This is a genomic window from Stenotrophomonas sp. 59 (genome assembly GCF_030291095.1).
Lineage (GTDB): Bacteria > Pseudomonadota > Gammaproteobacteria > Xanthomonadales > Xanthomonadaceae > Stenotrophomonas > Stenotrophomonas maltophilia_Q.
The window spans coordinates 2,784,828-2,800,321 of record NZ_CP127408.1 but is presented as its reverse complement, the minus strand read 5'-3'; the positions used below and the strand labels follow the sequence as shown (position 1 = coordinate 2,800,321).

The window sequence follows — 15,494 nt, the reverse complement described above, 5'->3', positions numbered from 1 at the left end:
GTCAATCAGCGGCAGGGATAGGTGTAGCCGTCGGCGCCGCGATAGGTATCGTTGCGGCGGTCGTAGTTGCCGTAGCGGTTCATGCAGTAGTCGGCGCGTTTGCGGGTCTCGCGCTCACGCTTGGCGGCTGCGGCGATCACGCCGGCCACCACCGCCGCGCCCACCACGCCCACCACCACGCCGGTGGCCTTTGCGTCGTGCCGGCGCTCGCGTTCCCGCTCACGTTCGCGTTCACGTTCACGACGCTCCCAGGCATCACGATCGCGATCACGGTAGTCCTGGTTCCACTGCGGGGCGTAGCGATCGCCTCGTTGCGCATGGGCGTCGCTGGAGTAGGGCAACAGCACAAGCAGTTGTACGGTTGCTGCCAGCAGTAGTGCGGTTCTTCCTGGTTTCAGAAACATCGTCCAGCTCCTGTGCGGACATTGTTGGTAGCTGCAGTACACATCGCAGACATTGCGCGAACCTGCCGTCACTGCTGGCAGATGCCGTGGCTATCGAACCAGTGCTTCCACCGGGTCCAGCCGGGCAGCGCGGCGTGCGGGCAGGAAGCCGAAGCCAATACCAATCAAGCTGGAACAGGCGAATGCGGCCAGAATCGAATGGACGGAGAACACCAGGCTGAAACCCGCGTCGGCCAGTTCCAGGGCCGCGCCCAGTGCCAGGGCCACGCCGATGCCGAGCACGCCACCGAGCAGGCAGACCAGCACCGATTCGATCAGGAACTGCTGCAGGATGTCGCTGCGGCGCGCGCCCACCGCCATGCGCACGCCTATCTCGCGGGTGCGCTCGGTTACCGATACCAGCATGATGTTCATCACGCCGATCCCGCCGACCACCAATGCGATGGCCGCGATGGAGCTGATCATCATGGTCAGGATGCCGGTGGTCTGTTCGATGGATTCACGGATCTGCGCGTTGTTGCTCATGTAGAAGTCGGTGCTGCCATGGCGCCGCGTCAGCAATCGTGCGATGGCCTGCTCGGCCGCTTCCATGCTGATCGCATCGGAAACGCGTACGGTGATGCTGGACACGTGGCTCTGCCCCAGCATGCGTGCCATGGCGGTGGTGTAGGGCAGCCATACCCGCAGCAGTGACGCATCGCCGGCAGCACCGGCATCCTTCTTCACCACGGCCACGATACGCACAGGCATGTTGCCCAGCAGCAGGGTCTGGCCGATGGGATTGTCCGCAGCAGCGAAAAAGCGGGCGCGGGTATTGGCGTCGATCACCACGACCTGCTGGTAGCCGCTCACACCCGGTGGGCCGAAGAAGGCGCCTTCGCCAAGCTTCAGGCCATGCACGCGGAAGTACTGCTCGCTTACGCCCTGCACCTGTACGCTGGCCGAGCGGTTGCCGCGCAACGCGGTGCCGGTGGTGGCAACGCCGGGCGTGGCGCTGTCGACGAACGGCTGCCGGGCCAGGGCCACGCTGTCGCCGGGGGTGAGCGTTTCCACGCGCGCCGAGTGCAGGTCGCCAAAGCCGGATCCGGGATAGATCTCGATGGTGTTGGTGCCCAGGGAGGCGATGTTGGACAGGATGGCCTGCCGTGCGCCGGTGCCCAGCGCTACCACCGACACGACCGATGCAATGCCGATGATGATGCCGAGCATGGTCAGGAAGGTACGCATGCGATGCGCATTCATTGCGCGCAGGGCCATGCGGAAGGCTTCAGCGAACCGGTCCCGCCAGACCTGCCAGCCGCCCGTCGTGCGCTGGGGCACGGCGGGCGTCGCCACGCCCGCTGCCGAATCAGTACCGGTTGCACGATCATCCACAATCCGACCATCGCGTATCTCGATGATGCGCTGCGCATGTTCAGCTACGGCCATGTCATGCGTTACCAGCACCACGGTATGGCCCTCGGCATGCAGTTCGCCGAGGATCTTCATCACTTCCTTGCCCGAATGTGTGTCCAGCGCACCTGTGGGTTCGTCGGCGAAGATCACCTCGCCGCCATTCATCAGTGCGCGCGCAATCGAGACGCGCTGCTGCTGGCCACCCGACAGTTCACCAGGAAGATGCTGCATGCGCTCGCCCAGGCCAAGCCGCGACAGCAGCGTGGCCGCGCGCGCATGGCGTGCCTCGGCAGGCATGCCGGCGTAGATCGCGGGCACTTCCACATTGCCCAGTGCAGTCAGGTCGGTCAGCAGGTGATAGCGCTGGAAGATGAAGCCGAAATGCTCCCGGCGCAGCTCGGCCAGTTCATCGGGCGACATCTGCGCAGTCTCGCGCCCGTCGATCTGATAGATGCCAGTAGAAGGGCGATCCAGGCAGCCCAGTATGTTCATCAGCGTGGACTTGCCCGAGCCGGACTGGCCGACGATGGCCACCAGTTCACCTGCATGGATGTCCAGGTCGATGCCGTCGAGTACCACCAATGTCTGCTCGCCTGCAGCAAACTCGCGGCGTACGCCGCGAACGCGCAGCAGTGGCTCGGTCGTGGTCGTACTCATTTCGGCTGCACGGGTGCGATGGTGGCTTCGTCGCTGGCCTGCGCCAGCACGACCTGTTCGCCTTCCTTCAGCCCGCTGCGCACTTCCACCTGGATCTGATCGTCCAACCCGGTGGTGATGCGCCGGGTGCTGGCATGGCCGTCGGCGCCACGTACCCGCACGCTGTAGCTGCCATCGGCGGCGCGCGCGCCCAATGCGGCCGAAGGAATGGTCAGTACGTCGTTGGCGCGGCCCAGCACGATGCGAACCTGCGCGGTCATGTAGCTGCGCAGGCGTCCGTCGGCGTTGTTCACGTCGAACTGGCCGTTGTAGTACATGGCCGCGCGGCTGCCGCCCGACGCTGCCGGTGAAGCCAGGCTGGAGCTGTCTTCATTGGTGATCGATTCCGGGGCTGGTGCGATATCGCGCAACGTGCTGCTGTAGCGGCGGCCGGCATCACCCAGGATGGTGAAGAATGCTTCCTGGCCAACCGAGGTGTGAACGACGTCGGCCTCGGAGATTTCCGCGTATACCGTCATCACGTCCTGGTTGCCCAGCATCACGATGGTCGGTGCACTCTGTACTGCGTTCACGGTCTGCCCCTGGCGCGCGACCACGGCCAGCACGGTGCCGTCGGTGGGAGCGGTGATGCGGGTGTACTCCAGATTGGTTTGTGCGATATCCACATCGGTCTGTCGCCGCACAACCTCACCGTCCAGGGCAGCAATCTGTTCCCGGGTGGCATCGACCTTGGCCTTGGCTGCATCGAAGTCGGCGCGGGCCACCAGTTGCGAGGCCACCAGTTGCTGCTGCCGATGCAGTGCCAGCTCGAACTGGCGCAGGTCGGTGGCCAGCGCATCGCGGTTGGCGCGGGCAGTGCGCTGTGCGGCCTGCGCGCTCAGCAATGCATTGCGCTGGGTACGTGAGTCGATATCGGCGATGGGATCGCCTGCTTTCACCTTGTCTCCCAGCTTTACGTGCAGGGTATCGATGCGGCCGGAAACCTGGGCGCCAACGCTTACCAGTCGTGAGGGCTTCAATGTTCCGGTGGCTTCCACCACCTGTTCGATGTTGCCGCGACCGACCGGCGCAACCTGAAGTTGCGGTGGTGGCGCGGGCCGCAACCATGCAAACAGAATCAGTGCGCTGCACAGCAGGGTGGCAGCAACGATGAGCGCACGGCGACGCTTGCGCGGTACGGCGCTCATCGGAGCAGCATCCAGAAGAGACGGTTCATTGGTGGTCCTCGCGACAGAAGAAGCGCACGTCTGTCGTGACAGACGTGGATGGCCGTCGAGTCTCGATGCGCTGGGTTGCGTGAACCTTGCGGGTCTATCGCTGTGTCAGCCTGCGGCAAGAAGGGCGAGCAGTGCCATGGCGATGAACTGCAAGGCGCTACCGAGCACCAGTAACGCGTTGCGCAGCCGCTGGCCTGCCATTCGCGCACCGAAGAGTTGACTCACCGTGCCGGCCAGCAGCCAGAAGAACGGTGAAACAGGCAGCTTCGCCATCCCTGCACCGATGGCGATCAGAAGCGAACTGGCGATCATTATCCCGGCGGCATGGCCATCCAGAAAGCGCACTATCGGCGGAATCGAGTGCGTGGTTGCCGCTCGCCACGTCGCCAACCCATGCAACGCAGCATGCACTGTGACGAACAGGAACACGGCGGCGGCCGCCGCTGCACTGGCGTGCCGATACGTAGAAGCCACCAGCGCAATGCCGGGAAGCAGCAGAAACAAGGCGCCGAACAGCCGCATCAATGCGCCAGCGCGCTCGACGTCGGGAATTGCCCGCAGCCAACGCGGCCAATGTTCCAGGCCGAGCGCGCGGCCATTGCGTGGGCGGCGATTCCATGCAGCAGCCGTGATGTCTGGCGAATTCGGCGGTGGCACGGCGCGGGTGGAAGAGGAGGGTGGAGGAGCTCCCTGGGTCACATGCAGGCTTCCTGTCAGATCGGAATGCGGTGGCACGGCAGCTGCCACTCCCCCGATGCTGTGCAGCGAACATTGCCGCAACCTTGCCTGTCCTCGCGGCCGTCCACGCACGGACAGGCGTCAGTTATCCTCGTGCATGCGACGTTCCCGGTTCTCTGCGGGTGGCGAGTGGGTCACGCCCGGATGCAGTGGAAACTCAACACGGATCAAAGCACCACCGCCAGGAGCATCCAGAATCGTGACGCGGCCGCCATGACGGTCGATCACCTGACGTACGAGGTTCAGCCCCAGGCCCGCGCCTGTCTGTCGTGGCCGCAGCCGCTGGAAGGGTTCGAAGACGCGCTCGCGCTGGTCGAGCGGTATGCCGGGGCCGTCGTCCTCAACCTCCAGGCAGCTGCCCTGCACGCGTACGACGATCTGGCGCCCGCCATGCTCGGCAGCATTCAGTACCAGGTTGGAGATCACACGTTCCACCGCGCCGGTCTCGCCCAGCACCGGGAAGTGAGGTTCCACCGCCACGGCTACGGCCTTGTCCGACTGGATCAACAGTGGCGCCAGATCAGCGACCACCCGTTTGGCCACCCGCGCCAGGTTGATGGTCTCCTTCGGCCCGTCTTCGTCCATGCGGTGCAGATCCAGCAGCTGCTCTGCCAGCGTCGCCAACCGTGCCACTTCCACGGCCAGGCTGCGCGAGGTGGCATCGTCGGCCGCATCGACCTTTACCCTCAGAATCGCAATGGGTGTGCGCAGCTCATGTGCGGCGGCGGCAATGAAGCGGCGTTGCCGTTCGTGCCCTTCGTCCAGCCGGCCCAGCGCTTCATTCACCGCTGTCACCAACGGAGCGATCTCTACCGGTACAGCGGTTTCTGTCAGGCGGACACCGCGGCGGCTGGCGGAGATGTTGCGGGCTTCCTGCGCGATGCGCTCCACCCCGGCCAGGGCCCGTCTCACGATGACCGGTGTCAGGACGATGGTGGCCAGGCCCAGCAGCAGGAAGATCGGCAGGGTGATGATGTGTGCCGCCAGCGCCATCTGCCAGGTCAGCGTGTCGGTTTCGCCGTGGGCCATGATGGTCAGCTTGCCGGCCGGGCCACTGTGCTGGCGGACCACGACGGCCAGGCCATCGCTGCGATCGCGCCCACGCAGGTCGCCAAAGGGGATCCCATCCAGTGCACCTACCAATGAGGCATAGGCCGACGGCACAGGTCCGAACGTAACGTGGTGGCCGTGCTCATCCTCGGCGATGAACCATGCGCCGGGAACGGTTTTCAGCAGTTCGGTCAGCTCCGGCGTGTGCTGCACGTACAGCTCGCCATTCCGGTCGCGGTGCACCGCCTCGGCGGCCACCGGCGCGAAGGTCTGGATGCTGTAGTAGCCACCGCTGTCGGCACGTATCAGCACCATCAGCAGCGCGAAGAACGCCACCAGCAACGCCAGCAGCTGATAGATCAGCGTTTTGACGATCAACGGGCGCTTCAGCGATGGACGACGCGCCATTACTTGGCTTCCCGCATCAGATAGCCGACGCCCCGGATGGCGTGTATCTCTACTCCTGCCTCGGCATCGGCCAGCTTGCGGCGAAGGCGCGAAACATGCGAATCGAGCGTGTTGGAATGGATGCCGTCATCGAATCCATACACCGCCATTTCAATCGACTCGCGCAGCACGGTGCGGCCCAGCCGCCGGGCCAGCGCGGTCAGTACACGGATTTCGCGGCGCGGCAGCTCCAGCCGTTGCCCGCCCACGCTGGCCTCGCCCGAGGCGGGATCGAACAGGAGCCGGCCGATGCTTATCGGCTCTACCTGCATGACGCCCGGCCGGCGCCCCGCAGCGCGGATGCGGGCGAACAGTTCCTCCAGTGCGAAGGGCTTGGCCAGATAGTCGTCCGCGCCCTCATCCAGGCCGGCGATGCGGTCCGGCAGCTGCCCCAGCGCGCTCAGTACGATGATCGGCACCCCGGGGTTGCGATCGCGCAGCAGTGAAATCAATCCCAGGCCGTCGCCGTCGGGCAGCGTGCGGTCCAGCAGCACCAGGTCGTGCGATCCGTACAGGGCCGCTTCGCGGGCCAGCGCCAGGGTGTTGGCCAGGTCCACCACATAGCGCTCGCGCTGCAGGGCGGACTTCAGGGTGGCGGCCAGTTCGGCTTCGTCTTCGATCAGCAGGATGTGCATCGGCAGGGCTTGCGCAGGAAGGGGGCGTGGCCGGGCAGTTCGGCACGCGCCGGCACCGTATTACAGGAACATTGCGTGAACATGGCGTGCCTTCAGGATGCCCCGCAGGTCCCTTGTGCCGCATGAAAAATGGCATCGGCGCAAGGTTCGCGCAATCCGGGCACTCCAGCCTTGGCGCCCTCCCGCCGATCCCCAACCCTTGGAGTACCCATGAAGTTGTTCGTTCCGTTGTTGTTCGTGGCCGCGCTGAGCGGCTGCACCACCGCCAGGATGACCGTCACCCCCGATGGCCGGCGTGGCGTCTCCATCGATTGCAGCGGCTCCAGTTCCTGGAGTGGCTGCTACGAGAAGGCCGGGCAGATGTGCCCCGGTGGCTATGTGGTCTTCAGCAAGGATGGCGACGACGGCAACGCGATCGCGGTGGGCAACAAGAACGGCTTCACCTCCACCCAGATGGCCATCCGCTCGATGCTGGTGGCCTGCTCGCACTGACGCCAGCAGGGGAGGTGGGCAGCCACCTCCCCCTGTCATCATGGTTCGCAGCCCTGCCTCAGAAGCTGTAGGCCGCCTGCACATACACCCGTCGTGGCTCGCCGGGGAAATGCCCGTTGCGTTCGATGAAGCCACTTGCCGCATACACCTTGTCGAACAGGTTCTTCACGTTGGCCTGGAACTGCCACTGCTTCCACGTCGTTTTCCAGCTCATGTCGAACACCGTGTAGGCCTTCACCGTCTGCCCATCCAGGCTGACACGCTCGCCCACATGGTCTGCCCCGAAGCCGATGGCGGAGTTGATTGCCGGCAGGTCGTAGCGGGTCCACAGGCCCAGCTTGTTGCGGGGCGCATTGGCGAAGCGGTCGCCGGAGGCGTTGGTGATGCCGTTCGGGCCGGCGTCCTTCACCCGCGCATCGTTGTAGGCGTAGGTCAGGTTCAGCACCCAGCGCTCGGTGAGGTCGGCCAGCAGGTCCAGCTCCATCCCGGTACTGCGCACCAGGCCCAGCGCGGCCAGCTGGTTCACGCCACCGATCACTTCGCCGGTGGCCTGCACGATGTTGCTGCGGTCGATCCGGTAGGCCGCCATGTTCAGCGTCACGCGCTCGGCCAGCAGGGACTTCATGCCCACTTCCCACTGCTTGCTGCGCTCGGCATCGAAGGGTCCGCCGGCGGCCGGATTCTGGTTGGCGGCACTCTGCGGCACGAAACCACTGGCGACGTTGGCGTAGACATTCAGGCCTTCGCGCACGGTGAACGTGCTGCCCAGCCGCCAGCTGAGGTCGTTGCCATCCACGCTGCTGCCCGCGATGCGATCCTCATCCTTGAAGCCATCCCAGCGCAGCCCGGCCAGCACATGCCAGCGCGGGCCCAGCGCCAGCTCATCCTGCAGGTAACCGCCATAGCGTTTGCTGCGGGTGGACGTGCTGCGCCAGGGCAGTGCGCCCAGGTTGTAGTCATGCCAGGTGCTGGCGCCGTACACCGGATTGAACAGGTCGATGCCGCGCACCGGTCCCGCACCGCGCGCAAGGTCAGCGCTGTTGGCGGTTTGTGCAGTGAAATCCGCATCCAGCTGGTATACATCGGCGCCGAACAGCACCTTGTGCTCCACCGCGCCGGTGGTAACCCGCCAGACTGCATTGCCGTTGGCAGTGAACGCTTCGTTGTCACGGATCTGGTTGCGCAGCTGGCGGGTCATCCATTCGGCCACGCCATCGCGGTCGCGATCGATCAGGCCCATCGGCTCGTGGTACATCTGGTGTTCGTTGTTGCTGAACCAGCGAGCGGCGAAGTCCACGTCCAGGGTATCGAGCGGCGCGAAGCGATACTGTGCCAGTGCCACCTTGGCGCGCATGTCGAGAAAGTCGCTGGCCTCGTTGTGGTTCCAGCGGCGGTCGGTCAGGAAAGTGCCCGCATCGTTGACCGGTACGCCGCGCAGGCGGTTGCCGCCAAGGTTCTGGGTGATGTCGGTGAACTGCAGCACCAGTTCGCCGGTCTGGCCGACGTCGAGGGCCAATGAGGCATCGCCGATAACGCTCTCGCTGTCGGTGTTCCAGCGCACGCCCTTTTCACTGTCGGCATAGAGCCCGGCGCGATAGCGCACGCTGCCGGCGGCATTCAACGGCCCGGTACCCTCGATCGATCCGGCCCGGAAGTCCTTGTCGCCCAGCTGGACCTCGATGCGGCGCTCGGCAGCGGCTTTGGGCTTGCGGGTCACATAGTTGATCACGCCACCGGCATCTCCGCCGCCATACAGCGCTCCCGCCGGGCCCTTCAGCACTTCCACGCGCTCGATGTTGAACAGCTGCGGCACCGAGAAGCCTGCATAGGGATCGCCGCGCAGACCGTCATACAGCACGTTCTCCTGGCGGAAGCCGCGCAGGGTCACCCCGGCATAGCTGAAATAGCTGATGCCACTGATGCTGCGATAGAGATCGGTCACCTGGCGCGCGGCCTGGTCGTCGATCAGGTCACGCGGGATGACCTGGATCGACTGCGGGACCAGCTCCAGCGGCGTATCCGTGCGGGTGCCGACTGCGGCATCGTCCACCCGATACAGCGTCTGTGCACGTCCGCGGACTTCGACCTTGTCCAGGTCCCTGGGCGAGGTCGTCGAGGCGTCGGCAGCCTGGGCGAGGGATGCCAGGGGCAGGGTCAGTGTCAGGCACAGGGTGTGTTTAAGGGCCGTGGGAAGGGGCATGGGGGGTGTTTACGTATCTGCAAATGCGAAAGATTAGCATTTGCAATGCTTCGTGACCTATCCCCCGAATGCGCTATGGACGCGCGCCGGGATCGGTATATGGGGTGCCTGCCAAGGCCGCCAGTACTCCGGTGCCACCGCGCACGATCAGCTGCAGCATGGCCTCGCGCGGGTCTTCGCCCTGCAGCTGGCTCGCCAGTCCTTTCTCATAGGCCGCCACCATCGAGGCCAGCAGCATGGCGGCGCCCAGGCGCGCTTCGGCGTCGCTCTCCGGTCGTCCGATCGCCTCGGCCATCCATTTCGCCAGATCGTCCGTCAGCTGCGCCTGCAGGCGCCGGGCATGCGCGGTCAGTACCGGGCTGTCAGCGACGGTTGCCCAGAATGCAGCGGCGCCAGCATTGATGCGCAGCAGTGGATGGCCCGCCTCCAGCAACTCGCGCGCGAGTGACTGGAAGGCCGCCAGCGGGGTCATGCCGGTGCGCGCCGCCATGCCCTCGCGCAGCAACGCACGTGCTTCCTCGTCGCGGTCGAAGACCAGGTCTTCCTTGCTCGCGAAGTAATTGAAGACCGTCTTGCGTGATACCCCCGCGGCCTCGGCGATCTCGGACATGGACACGGCCTCGAAGCCGCGCGCGATGATCAGCCCGGTGGCGACGTCGGAAATCGCTTGTCGGGTCTCGGCTTTGCGCTGCTCGCGGCGGCCTGGGAGCGGGGTCATGGGCGGTTCACTTGTAAAAACGTACACCGAGTGTAGCATTCGGCTTGCCAGAGCGCCGGCCCGGCGCTCACGAGGAATCCCCATGCTGTACGACGTCGTCATTGCCGGTGCTGGCCCGGTTGGCCTGTTCCTGTCCTGCGAGCTGGCCCAGGCCGGGTGTTCGGTGCTTGTGCTGGAAAGGGCCGAGTCCGCCGACTCGCCGTTGAAGCGCCTGCCATGCGGGCTGCGCGGCCTGAACACCCCCACGCTGGAGGCACTGGATCGGCGCGGCCTGTTGGACGCGGTCGCCGCGGCGCAGGTGCTCAAGCCCGACAAGGGCGCGCCGCCGCCCGGCACCGCCCATTGGCTGGCACAGCCGCGTGCGCTGGGTGGGCACTTTGCGGGTATTCCGTTCGCATTGGACAGCGTGGACACCGGGCGCTGGAACTGGCGCCTGCCGACGCCGGTCGGCACCCAGATGGCGGTTGAGCTGCAGGCGCTGGAAAGGGTCCTCACCGAACGTGCGAGCGCGCTGGGTGTCTGTATCGAACGCGGGCGAGCGGTAGAGGCGGTACAGGCCGGCGAGACGGAGGTGGTCATTGAGACTGCCGACGGAGCCGTGCGCGGTCGTTGGCTGGTCGGCTGCGACGGTGGCCGCAGCACCGTGCGGAAGCAGTGCGGTTTCAGCTTTGTCGGCACCGATCCGGAATTCACCGGCCATTCGCTGCTGGTTGAACTGGAAGATCCGTCGGTGCTGACACCGGGCCGGCAGTACACCGAGCAGGGCATGTGCAATTTCAATCTGCCGGGCGTGCTGGCGCTGGCCGATTTCGACGGAGGTGCCGGTCATCGCACGCAGCTCGATCTGGACGCTGCGCAGGCCCTGCTGCGGCGCGTGTCCGGTCGCAATGCAACGATCACGGCCCTGCATCTGCACAGCACCTGGACCGATGGCGCGCGCCAGGCCGGCGCCTATCGCAAGGGGCGTGTCCTGCTGGCGGGCGACGCTGCGCATGTGCATTCGCCACTGGGCGGACAGGGCCTGAATCTGGGCATTGGCGATGCGATGAGCCTCGGCTGGAAGCTGGCCGCCGTGCTGCACGGCAAGGCCGATACTGCACTGCTGGACAGTTATGGCGCCGAGCGACACCCGGTCGGGGCGCGGGTGCTGGACTGGTCGCGCGCGCAGGTTGCGTTGATGCGTCCGGGGGCGGGTTCGCGCGCGCTGGCGGCGGTCCTCGCCGATCTGGCCGGTACGCGGGATGGCGCAACATATCTGGCCGAGCGGGTATGGGGTGTTTCGCAGCAGCTCGACCTGGGCGCGGGGCATCCGCTGGTTGGCCGCAGCGCGCCTGATTTCGCGCTGATCGATGGCCGGCGCTTGGGCGAAGCACTGAGGACGGGGCAGGGCGCACTGCTGGTGTTCGACGCACGACCGCAGGGGTGCCATGGCGATGGTGAATGGCCGCCCCGTCTACGCTGCGCCACGCCCCGAATGGACGACGCGCTCAGGCTGGGTGCCGCGCTGGTGCGTCCGGATGGCATCGTCGCCTGGGCCTGCGACGCGGGAGGAGACGAGGCGGGGCTGGGCCCAGCGTTGCAGCGCTGGTTCGGGCCGCTGTCGACAGCATGATTCCCATGCCGAAGGCGCAGCCACTGCGGGCTGCGCCTGGCGCGGTTACAGATCCTTCTTCTTGCCGCTCAGGTCGATCGGCTTGTCACTGCCCTTGCGCTCGCTCGACCACACTTCCATGCTCTTGTTGCAACGACTCTCGCGGGCCGCCACTTCGCGCGGCAGATCCTTCAGGTGCGGTGACTCCTGGCAGGCCTGATGCATGTTGCTGTCGTCATAGGTGGCACACGCGCCGAGCGAGGCCAGGGCAATGGCGGTGAGGGAGGCGCGGATCAGCGGCTGTAGGTTCATGGGGGTCTCGGGTAGCGCCGGGCTGGCCATGCGATTCAAATCCGTGACCCAGGGCACACGCAATCCAACCCAATGCACTTGTTATGTTGTAACAAGTGCGTCATGGTAGGGGATTGCCGTGTTCAGGCGATGCAGATCACCACCACCGCGTACAACGCCAGCATCAACGCGAACACGCGCCGGCTCAGCGCAAGGCAGGCCAGATAGGCGGCCAGTGCCCAGGCGCCGAGGAGCGCGCAGGTCAGCAGCCACAGCCCGATCACCATCAATGATCCCGTTGCCAGCACCGACAGCGCGATCGCCTTGAACAGTGCCACACCCAGCACACTGCCGAGCACGCCCGCCTGCAGGGCGATGGCATCGTGACGTGCGGGGGCGGGCGCGTGGAGCATGGTGGCGGGATGGGTCCAGGCATGAGCGGCGCGCGTACTGTGCCCGAATGCATATCCATGCCATGTGTTCTTCGCCGATGGCGTGATCAGTGACGGCGGCGCGACAGCAATAGCCCAATGCCCACCACGGGCACGATTCCGAGCATCGGCGCCTTGTACAACGGCCAGCCATGCAGTTCGCCCGTGATCACCAGTGCCGCCGTCGCCAGTAACAGGACCGCACCCCAAACGCGTGCGGGCCAGGCACCGAAGAAGTGGCGCCGTTGCGGAGCGGCGGCAGCGTTGGCGGGCCGCTTCGCGAGAGCCTCTGCAAGCGCGTCCCGGAAGGTTGAGAACTCATGCATCGATGCCCGTGTGCGCTGGAGCAGCACGCTCGGTCCATCGATCAGGGTCAGATCGACATGATCGTCCAGGTTGTAGGACCGGATCTGCTTGAACGGGAGAGGAGCACGGTGCTGGAATACCAGACGATCATGTTCCAGTGCCACCTGGTCCCGTCGTGGGGAATAGACAACGAAAGCGAGGATCAGCGGCGACAACGTGAAAAGCGCTGCTGCGCCCAGTGCCGGAAGAGGTCCAAGTTCGGGCGCGACGGCGACCAGGAGTATTGCCAGTGGTCCGGCTCCAGCGGCAACGATGGCGTACTGGTGATAGCGCCTGAAGATACGTACTTCGCTGCCGATTTTCCGGGGCCGGGCGGAGAGGCGGGAGTGGGCGGTGGGCAACTTCATGGACTGTGTTCGATCACGGCTTTCCGGCAAGAAAGCGTGGCGTCGCGTTGCAATGAAGTCCATACAACTATTCCGAATCCGCCCTCGCTGGACCTCTATGTGCGTCTTCGCGCGCCTTCGCCCATGCATCTGCTCAGTCGAACTCGCCCTCGGCCGATTCCAGCCGCTGCCGGTAGGCCGCCCGATGCTGGTACAACCGCTGGCATTCTGCGGATCTGTGGATGCGGCTGGCCGGTTCGTTGGCCACCGAGTCGCACATCCGCGCGATGTGGTTGTTGGCCGCCAGCTCGGTGACGAAGAACACGGCAGTGACGCCGGTGCCGAGCAGCACGACATACAGCAGACGGCTGAGCCAGCGCGACAGCTTCCGCTGGAAATGCTGCTGGATGGTCAGGTCGAAGCGGATGATGCTGAGCACGATCCAGATGATTGCGACGAGGAAGCAGATCGTGGGCAGCAGGCCGCGCCAGATGCCTGCTTCGTACACCGACTCGCTGTAATGGACCGCTGCGCCGGCACCGGCGATGGCGATCGCCAGTGCCCAGTTGCGGCCCAGCGAGAGCAGATCATCGAGCAGCTTTTCGCGGTTCTTGGTCGGTCCTGCTGCCACGGAGGTTCCTTCTGCCTGCTGCGACCGGCGACGGACTGCCGCCGGCCATGCAGATGGTGGAGCATCGCTTCAGTGATGAGAAGCCCGCCCGCTCAGTATCCACCAGCGCGAGCACGGATCCAGCGCCGGTAGCGGCGAGCCCGGCATTTGCCGGCGGCCTGCGCCAGCAGCAGCGCCCACGCCGGCGAGACGCCGGGTGCAGTGGGGCGGCGCTGGCTGAGCCGACCCAGTTGGTATTTCACTGCCGCCATGTGCGCGCTGGCCGCCAGCGGCTTGCTGCGCCAGTTGATGTTGCGCAACGCCGGCACCGGGTCGCGGCCCTGTTGCCAGTGCTGCGGCAGATCCGGCTCGATCGCCAGCGCGGTGGCGATGCCGACCATCGCAACGCCGCTGGCCAGTACCTGTTCTGCCACCTCGCGGCGGCGGATGCCGCCGGTGACCATCAGCGGCATCGTCGCCACCGTGGCGATCTCGCGTGCGAATTCGAGGAAGTACGCTTCGCGGGCCACGCTGCGTTCGTCGCGCGCGGCGCCGGTCATGGCCGGTGCTTCATAGCTGCCGCCGGACAGTTCGACCAGATCCACGCCGAGGGGTGCCAGCATCTCCACCACGGCGCGCGCGTCCTCGGGCGAGAAACCACCGCGCTGGAAGTCGGCGGAGTTGAGCTTCACCGCCACTGCGAACGTAGGCGCCACGCTGGCGCGTACGCCCTGCACGATCTCCAGCAGCAGGCGCGCACGGTTGTCCAGGCTGCCGCCCCAGCGATCCTCGCGACGGTTCGACAGCGGCGACAGGAACTGGCTGAGCAGGTAGCCGTGCGCGGCATGGATCTCCACGCCGCTGAAACCGGCGCGTTCGGCCAGCTCGGCACTGCGGATGAAGCGGGCGATCACTTCTTCAATGTCGGCTTCGCTCATCGCCTTTGGCGGCGCGAATTGCTTGGACAGCGCGCCCATGTCCAGTGGCACCGCCGAAGGTGCCAGCGCCGGTTGGCCAAGCGCGGCCGGCATCTGCCGACCGGGATGGTTGATCTGCATCCACATCTGCGCCCCCCGCGAGCGTGCTGTCTCCGCCCAGGCGCTGAAGCGGTCGAGATGGCGATCATCTTCCAGCACCACGCCGCCGGGGCCGGTCATGGCGCGGCCATCAACCATCACGTTGCCGGTGATGATCAGCCCGGCGTCGCCGTCGGCCCAACGCTGGTACAGCTCGAGCAGTGCGGCGGAGGGTGCATGGTTGGCGTCGGCCATGTTTTCCTCCATCGCCGCCTTGGCGATGCGGTTGCGGATGACGGCACCGGAAGGCAGTGCCAGGGGCGAGAACAGCGACATCGGACAGCTCCAGGACAGGGGAATGGCGCTACGCTAACCTTCAAGTTTGATTGAAGGTCAACGGGCCGCGATGTCGAGGATTCAGGCAGATGAAAATCGGTGAGCTGGCCCGGCGCACGGGCCTGGCAGCGTCGCGCATCCGCTTCTACGAGGATGCGGGGTTGCTGCAGGTACCGCGGCAGCCCAATGGCTACCGGGACTACCCGGAGCAGGCGGTGCTGCTGCTGGAACTGATTACCGGTGCGCAGCGTGCCGGCTTCAGCTTGGAGGAGATACGCGCCTTGCTGCCGCCAGACATGGGCCGGTGGCAGCACGATGCGCTGATCACGATGCTGCAGCAGAAGGTGGCCGACATCGAAGCGCTGCAGTTGCGGCTGGCACAGAGCCGGGTGCACCTGGTTGCCCTGATCGAGGACATCCAGGCGCGGCCGGACGGGATTGATTGCGCGGCCAACTCGCGGCGGGTATTGGACCGTGTGAACCGTGGCGAGCTGGCGCGCCCGACGCTTGCAGCCGGTGACGTGGCAATGCTGCGGCCGGGGCGCCGCCGCCGCGTGGGCAGCGGCTGACGACC

Annotated in this window: 16 protein-coding genes; 3 read left to right on the top strand and 13 right to left on the bottom strand. The window is 65.9% G+C overall.

All coding sequences use genetic code 11. The annotated features are described in order from the left end of the window. Window positions 1-5: 5 nt before the first annotated feature. From QP552_RS13060 to QP552_RS13035, 6 genes are all read right to left on the bottom strand, one after another. Complete coding sequence (locus QP552_RS13060; RefSeq protein WP_286073818.1) at window positions 6-404, bottom strand: hypothetical protein; 399 nt, start codon at window positions 402-404, stop codon at window positions 6-8. Between the two features lie 90 nt (window positions 405-494). Further along, window positions 495-2,456, bottom strand: a complete 1,962-nt coding sequence (locus QP552_RS13055) for a MacB family efflux pump subunit (protein ID WP_286073817.1) — start codon at window positions 2,454-2,456, stop codon at window positions 495-497. Beyond that, a complete protein-coding gene (locus tag QP552_RS13050) occupies window positions 2,453-3,643 on the bottom strand; it encodes an efflux RND transporter periplasmic adaptor subunit (protein ID WP_286073816.1) in 1,191 nt (396 codons plus the stop codon). Before QP552_RS13050 ends, QP552_RS13055 begins: the two co-directional genes overlap by 4 nt. Window positions 3,644-3,778: 135 nt before the next feature. Then, entirely contained in the window at window positions 3,779-4,420 is a 642-nt protein-coding gene (locus QP552_RS13045; RefSeq protein ID WP_258179457.1) for a hypothetical protein, read from the bottom strand. Between the two features lie 72 nt (window positions 4,421-4,492). Next, the gene (locus tag QP552_RS13040) at window positions 4,493-5,869 is read right to left on the bottom strand and encodes a HAMP domain-containing sensor histidine kinase (protein WP_286073815.1); all 1,377 of its coding nucleotides are present in this window, start codon (window positions 5,867-5,869) and stop codon (window positions 4,493-4,495) included. Next, entirely contained in the window at window positions 5,869-6,543 is a 675-nt protein-coding gene (locus QP552_RS13035) for a response regulator transcription factor (RefSeq protein ID WP_286073814.1), read from the bottom strand. Before QP552_RS13035 ends, QP552_RS13040 begins: the two co-directional genes overlap by 1 nt. A 210-nt stretch (window positions 6,544-6,753) precedes the next feature. Between QP552_RS13035 and QP552_RS13030 the strand changes: the two genes are divergently transcribed. Next, entirely contained in the window at window positions 6,754-7,035 is a 282-nt protein-coding gene (locus tag QP552_RS13030) for a hypothetical protein (protein WP_286073813.1), read from the top strand. A 58-nt stretch (window positions 7,036-7,093) separates the two neighbouring features. Here the strand turns inward: QP552_RS13030 and QP552_RS13025 are convergent, their stop codons facing one another. Continuing rightward, window positions 7,094-9,187, bottom strand: coding sequence for a TonB-dependent receptor (locus QP552_RS13025; protein WP_345782983.1), 2,094 nt, complete (start codon window positions 9,185-9,187; stop codon window positions 7,094-7,096). Between the two features lie 121 nt (window positions 9,188-9,308). Beyond that, window positions 9,309-9,953: a TetR/AcrR family transcriptional regulator gene (locus tag QP552_RS13020; protein ID WP_111111429.1), complete on the bottom strand. Its 645-nt coding sequence runs from the start codon at window positions 9,951-9,953 to the stop codon at window positions 9,309-9,311. 82 nt (window positions 9,954-10,035) lie between these two features. On the opposite strand from QP552_RS13020, the gene QP552_RS13015 reads away from it, so the two are divergent. Beyond that, window positions 10,036-11,565, top strand: a complete 1,530-nt coding sequence (locus tag QP552_RS13015; RefSeq protein ID WP_286073811.1) for an FAD-dependent monooxygenase — start codon at window positions 10,036-10,038, stop codon at window positions 11,563-11,565. Window positions 11,566-11,610: 45 nt separating this feature from the next. On the opposite strand, the gene QP552_RS13010 is transcribed toward QP552_RS13015, so the two are convergent. From QP552_RS13010 to QP552_RS12990, 5 genes are all read right to left on the bottom strand, one after another. Then, window positions 11,611-11,856 (bottom strand): hypothetical protein, encoded by a 246-nt coding sequence (locus tag QP552_RS13010; protein ID WP_111111431.1) that lies wholly within the window; start codon window positions 11,854-11,856, stop codon window positions 11,611-11,613. Between the two features lie 122 nt (window positions 11,857-11,978). Next, on the bottom strand, window positions 11,979-12,248 hold the full coding sequence (locus QP552_RS13005; RefSeq protein WP_111111432.1) for a hypothetical protein: 270 nt from the start codon (window positions 12,246-12,248) through the stop codon (window positions 11,979-11,981). A gap of 86 nt (window positions 12,249-12,334) precedes the next feature. Then, window positions 12,335-12,979 (bottom strand): hypothetical protein, encoded by a 645-nt coding sequence (locus QP552_RS13000; RefSeq protein WP_111111433.1) that lies wholly within the window; start codon window positions 12,977-12,979, stop codon window positions 12,335-12,337. 133 nt (window positions 12,980-13,112) lie between these two features. Next, window positions 13,113-13,589, bottom strand: coding sequence for a hypothetical protein (locus QP552_RS12995; RefSeq protein ID WP_106549087.1), 477 nt, complete (start codon window positions 13,587-13,589; stop codon window positions 13,113-13,115). A gap of 92 nt (window positions 13,590-13,681) precedes the next feature. Continuing rightward, window positions 13,682-14,920, bottom strand: a complete 1,239-nt coding sequence (locus QP552_RS12990) for an NADH:flavin oxidoreductase/NADH oxidase family protein (protein WP_286073810.1) — start codon at window positions 14,918-14,920, stop codon at window positions 13,682-13,684. Between the two features lie 89 nt (window positions 14,921-15,009). Here QP552_RS12990 and QP552_RS12985 point away from each other — a divergent pair, with 89 nt between their 5' ends. Further along, window positions 15,010-15,489: a MerR family transcriptional regulator gene (locus QP552_RS12985; protein WP_111111435.1), complete on the top strand. Its 480-nt coding sequence runs from the start codon at window positions 15,010-15,012 to the stop codon at window positions 15,487-15,489. The last annotated feature ends 5 nt before the right edge of the window (window positions 15,490-15,494 follow it).

Excerpts from the sequence above, each read along its gene's own strand:
- QP552_RS12985 (WP_111111435.1), top strand. The coding sequence starts at position 15,010 with ATGAAAATCGGTGAGCTGGCCCGGCGCACGGGCCTGGCAGCGTCGCGC.
- QP552_RS12990 (WP_286073810.1), bottom strand. The coding sequence starts at position 14,920 with ATGTCGCTGTTCTCGCCCCTGGCACTGCCTTCCGGTGCCGTCATCCGC.
- QP552_RS13000 (WP_111111433.1), bottom strand. The coding sequence starts at position 12,979 with ATGAAGTTGCCCACCGCCCACTCCCGCCTCTCCGCCCGGCCCCGGAAA.
- QP552_RS13060 (WP_286073818.1), bottom strand. The coding sequence starts at position 404 with ATGTTTCTGAAACCAGGAAGAACCGCACTACTGCTGGCAGCAACCGTA.
- QP552_RS13050 (WP_286073816.1), bottom strand. The coding sequence starts at position 3,643 with ATGAGCGCCGTACCGCGCAAGCGTCGCCGTGCGCTCATCGTTGCTGCC.
- QP552_RS13030 (WP_286073813.1), top strand. The coding sequence starts at position 6,754 with ATGAAGTTGTTCGTTCCGTTGTTGTTCGTGGCCGCGCTGAGCGGCTGC.
- QP552_RS13005 (WP_111111432.1), bottom strand. The coding sequence starts at position 12,248 with ATGCTCCACGCGCCCGCCCCCGCACGTCACGATGCCATCGCCCTGCAG.
- QP552_RS13010 (WP_111111431.1), bottom strand. The coding sequence starts at position 11,856 with ATGAACCTACAGCCGCTGATCCGCGCCTCCCTCACCGCCATTGCCCTG.
- QP552_RS13040 (WP_286073815.1), bottom strand. The coding sequence starts at position 5,869 with ATGGCGCGTCGTCCATCGCTGAAGCGCCCGTTGATCGTCAAAACGCTG.
- QP552_RS13055 (WP_286073817.1), bottom strand. The coding sequence starts at position 2,456 with ATGAGTACGACCACGACCGAGCCACTGCTGCGCGTTCGCGGCGTACGC.
- QP552_RS13035 (WP_286073814.1), bottom strand. The coding sequence starts at position 6,543 with ATGCACATCCTGCTGATCGAAGACGAAGCCGAACTGGCCGCCACCCTG.
- QP552_RS13015 (WP_286073811.1), top strand. The coding sequence starts at position 10,036 with ATGCTGTACGACGTCGTCATTGCCGGTGCTGGCCCGGTTGGCCTGTTC.
- QP552_RS13020 (WP_111111429.1), bottom strand. The coding sequence starts at position 9,953 with ATGACCCCGCTCCCAGGCCGCCGCGAGCAGCGCAAAGCCGAGACCCGA.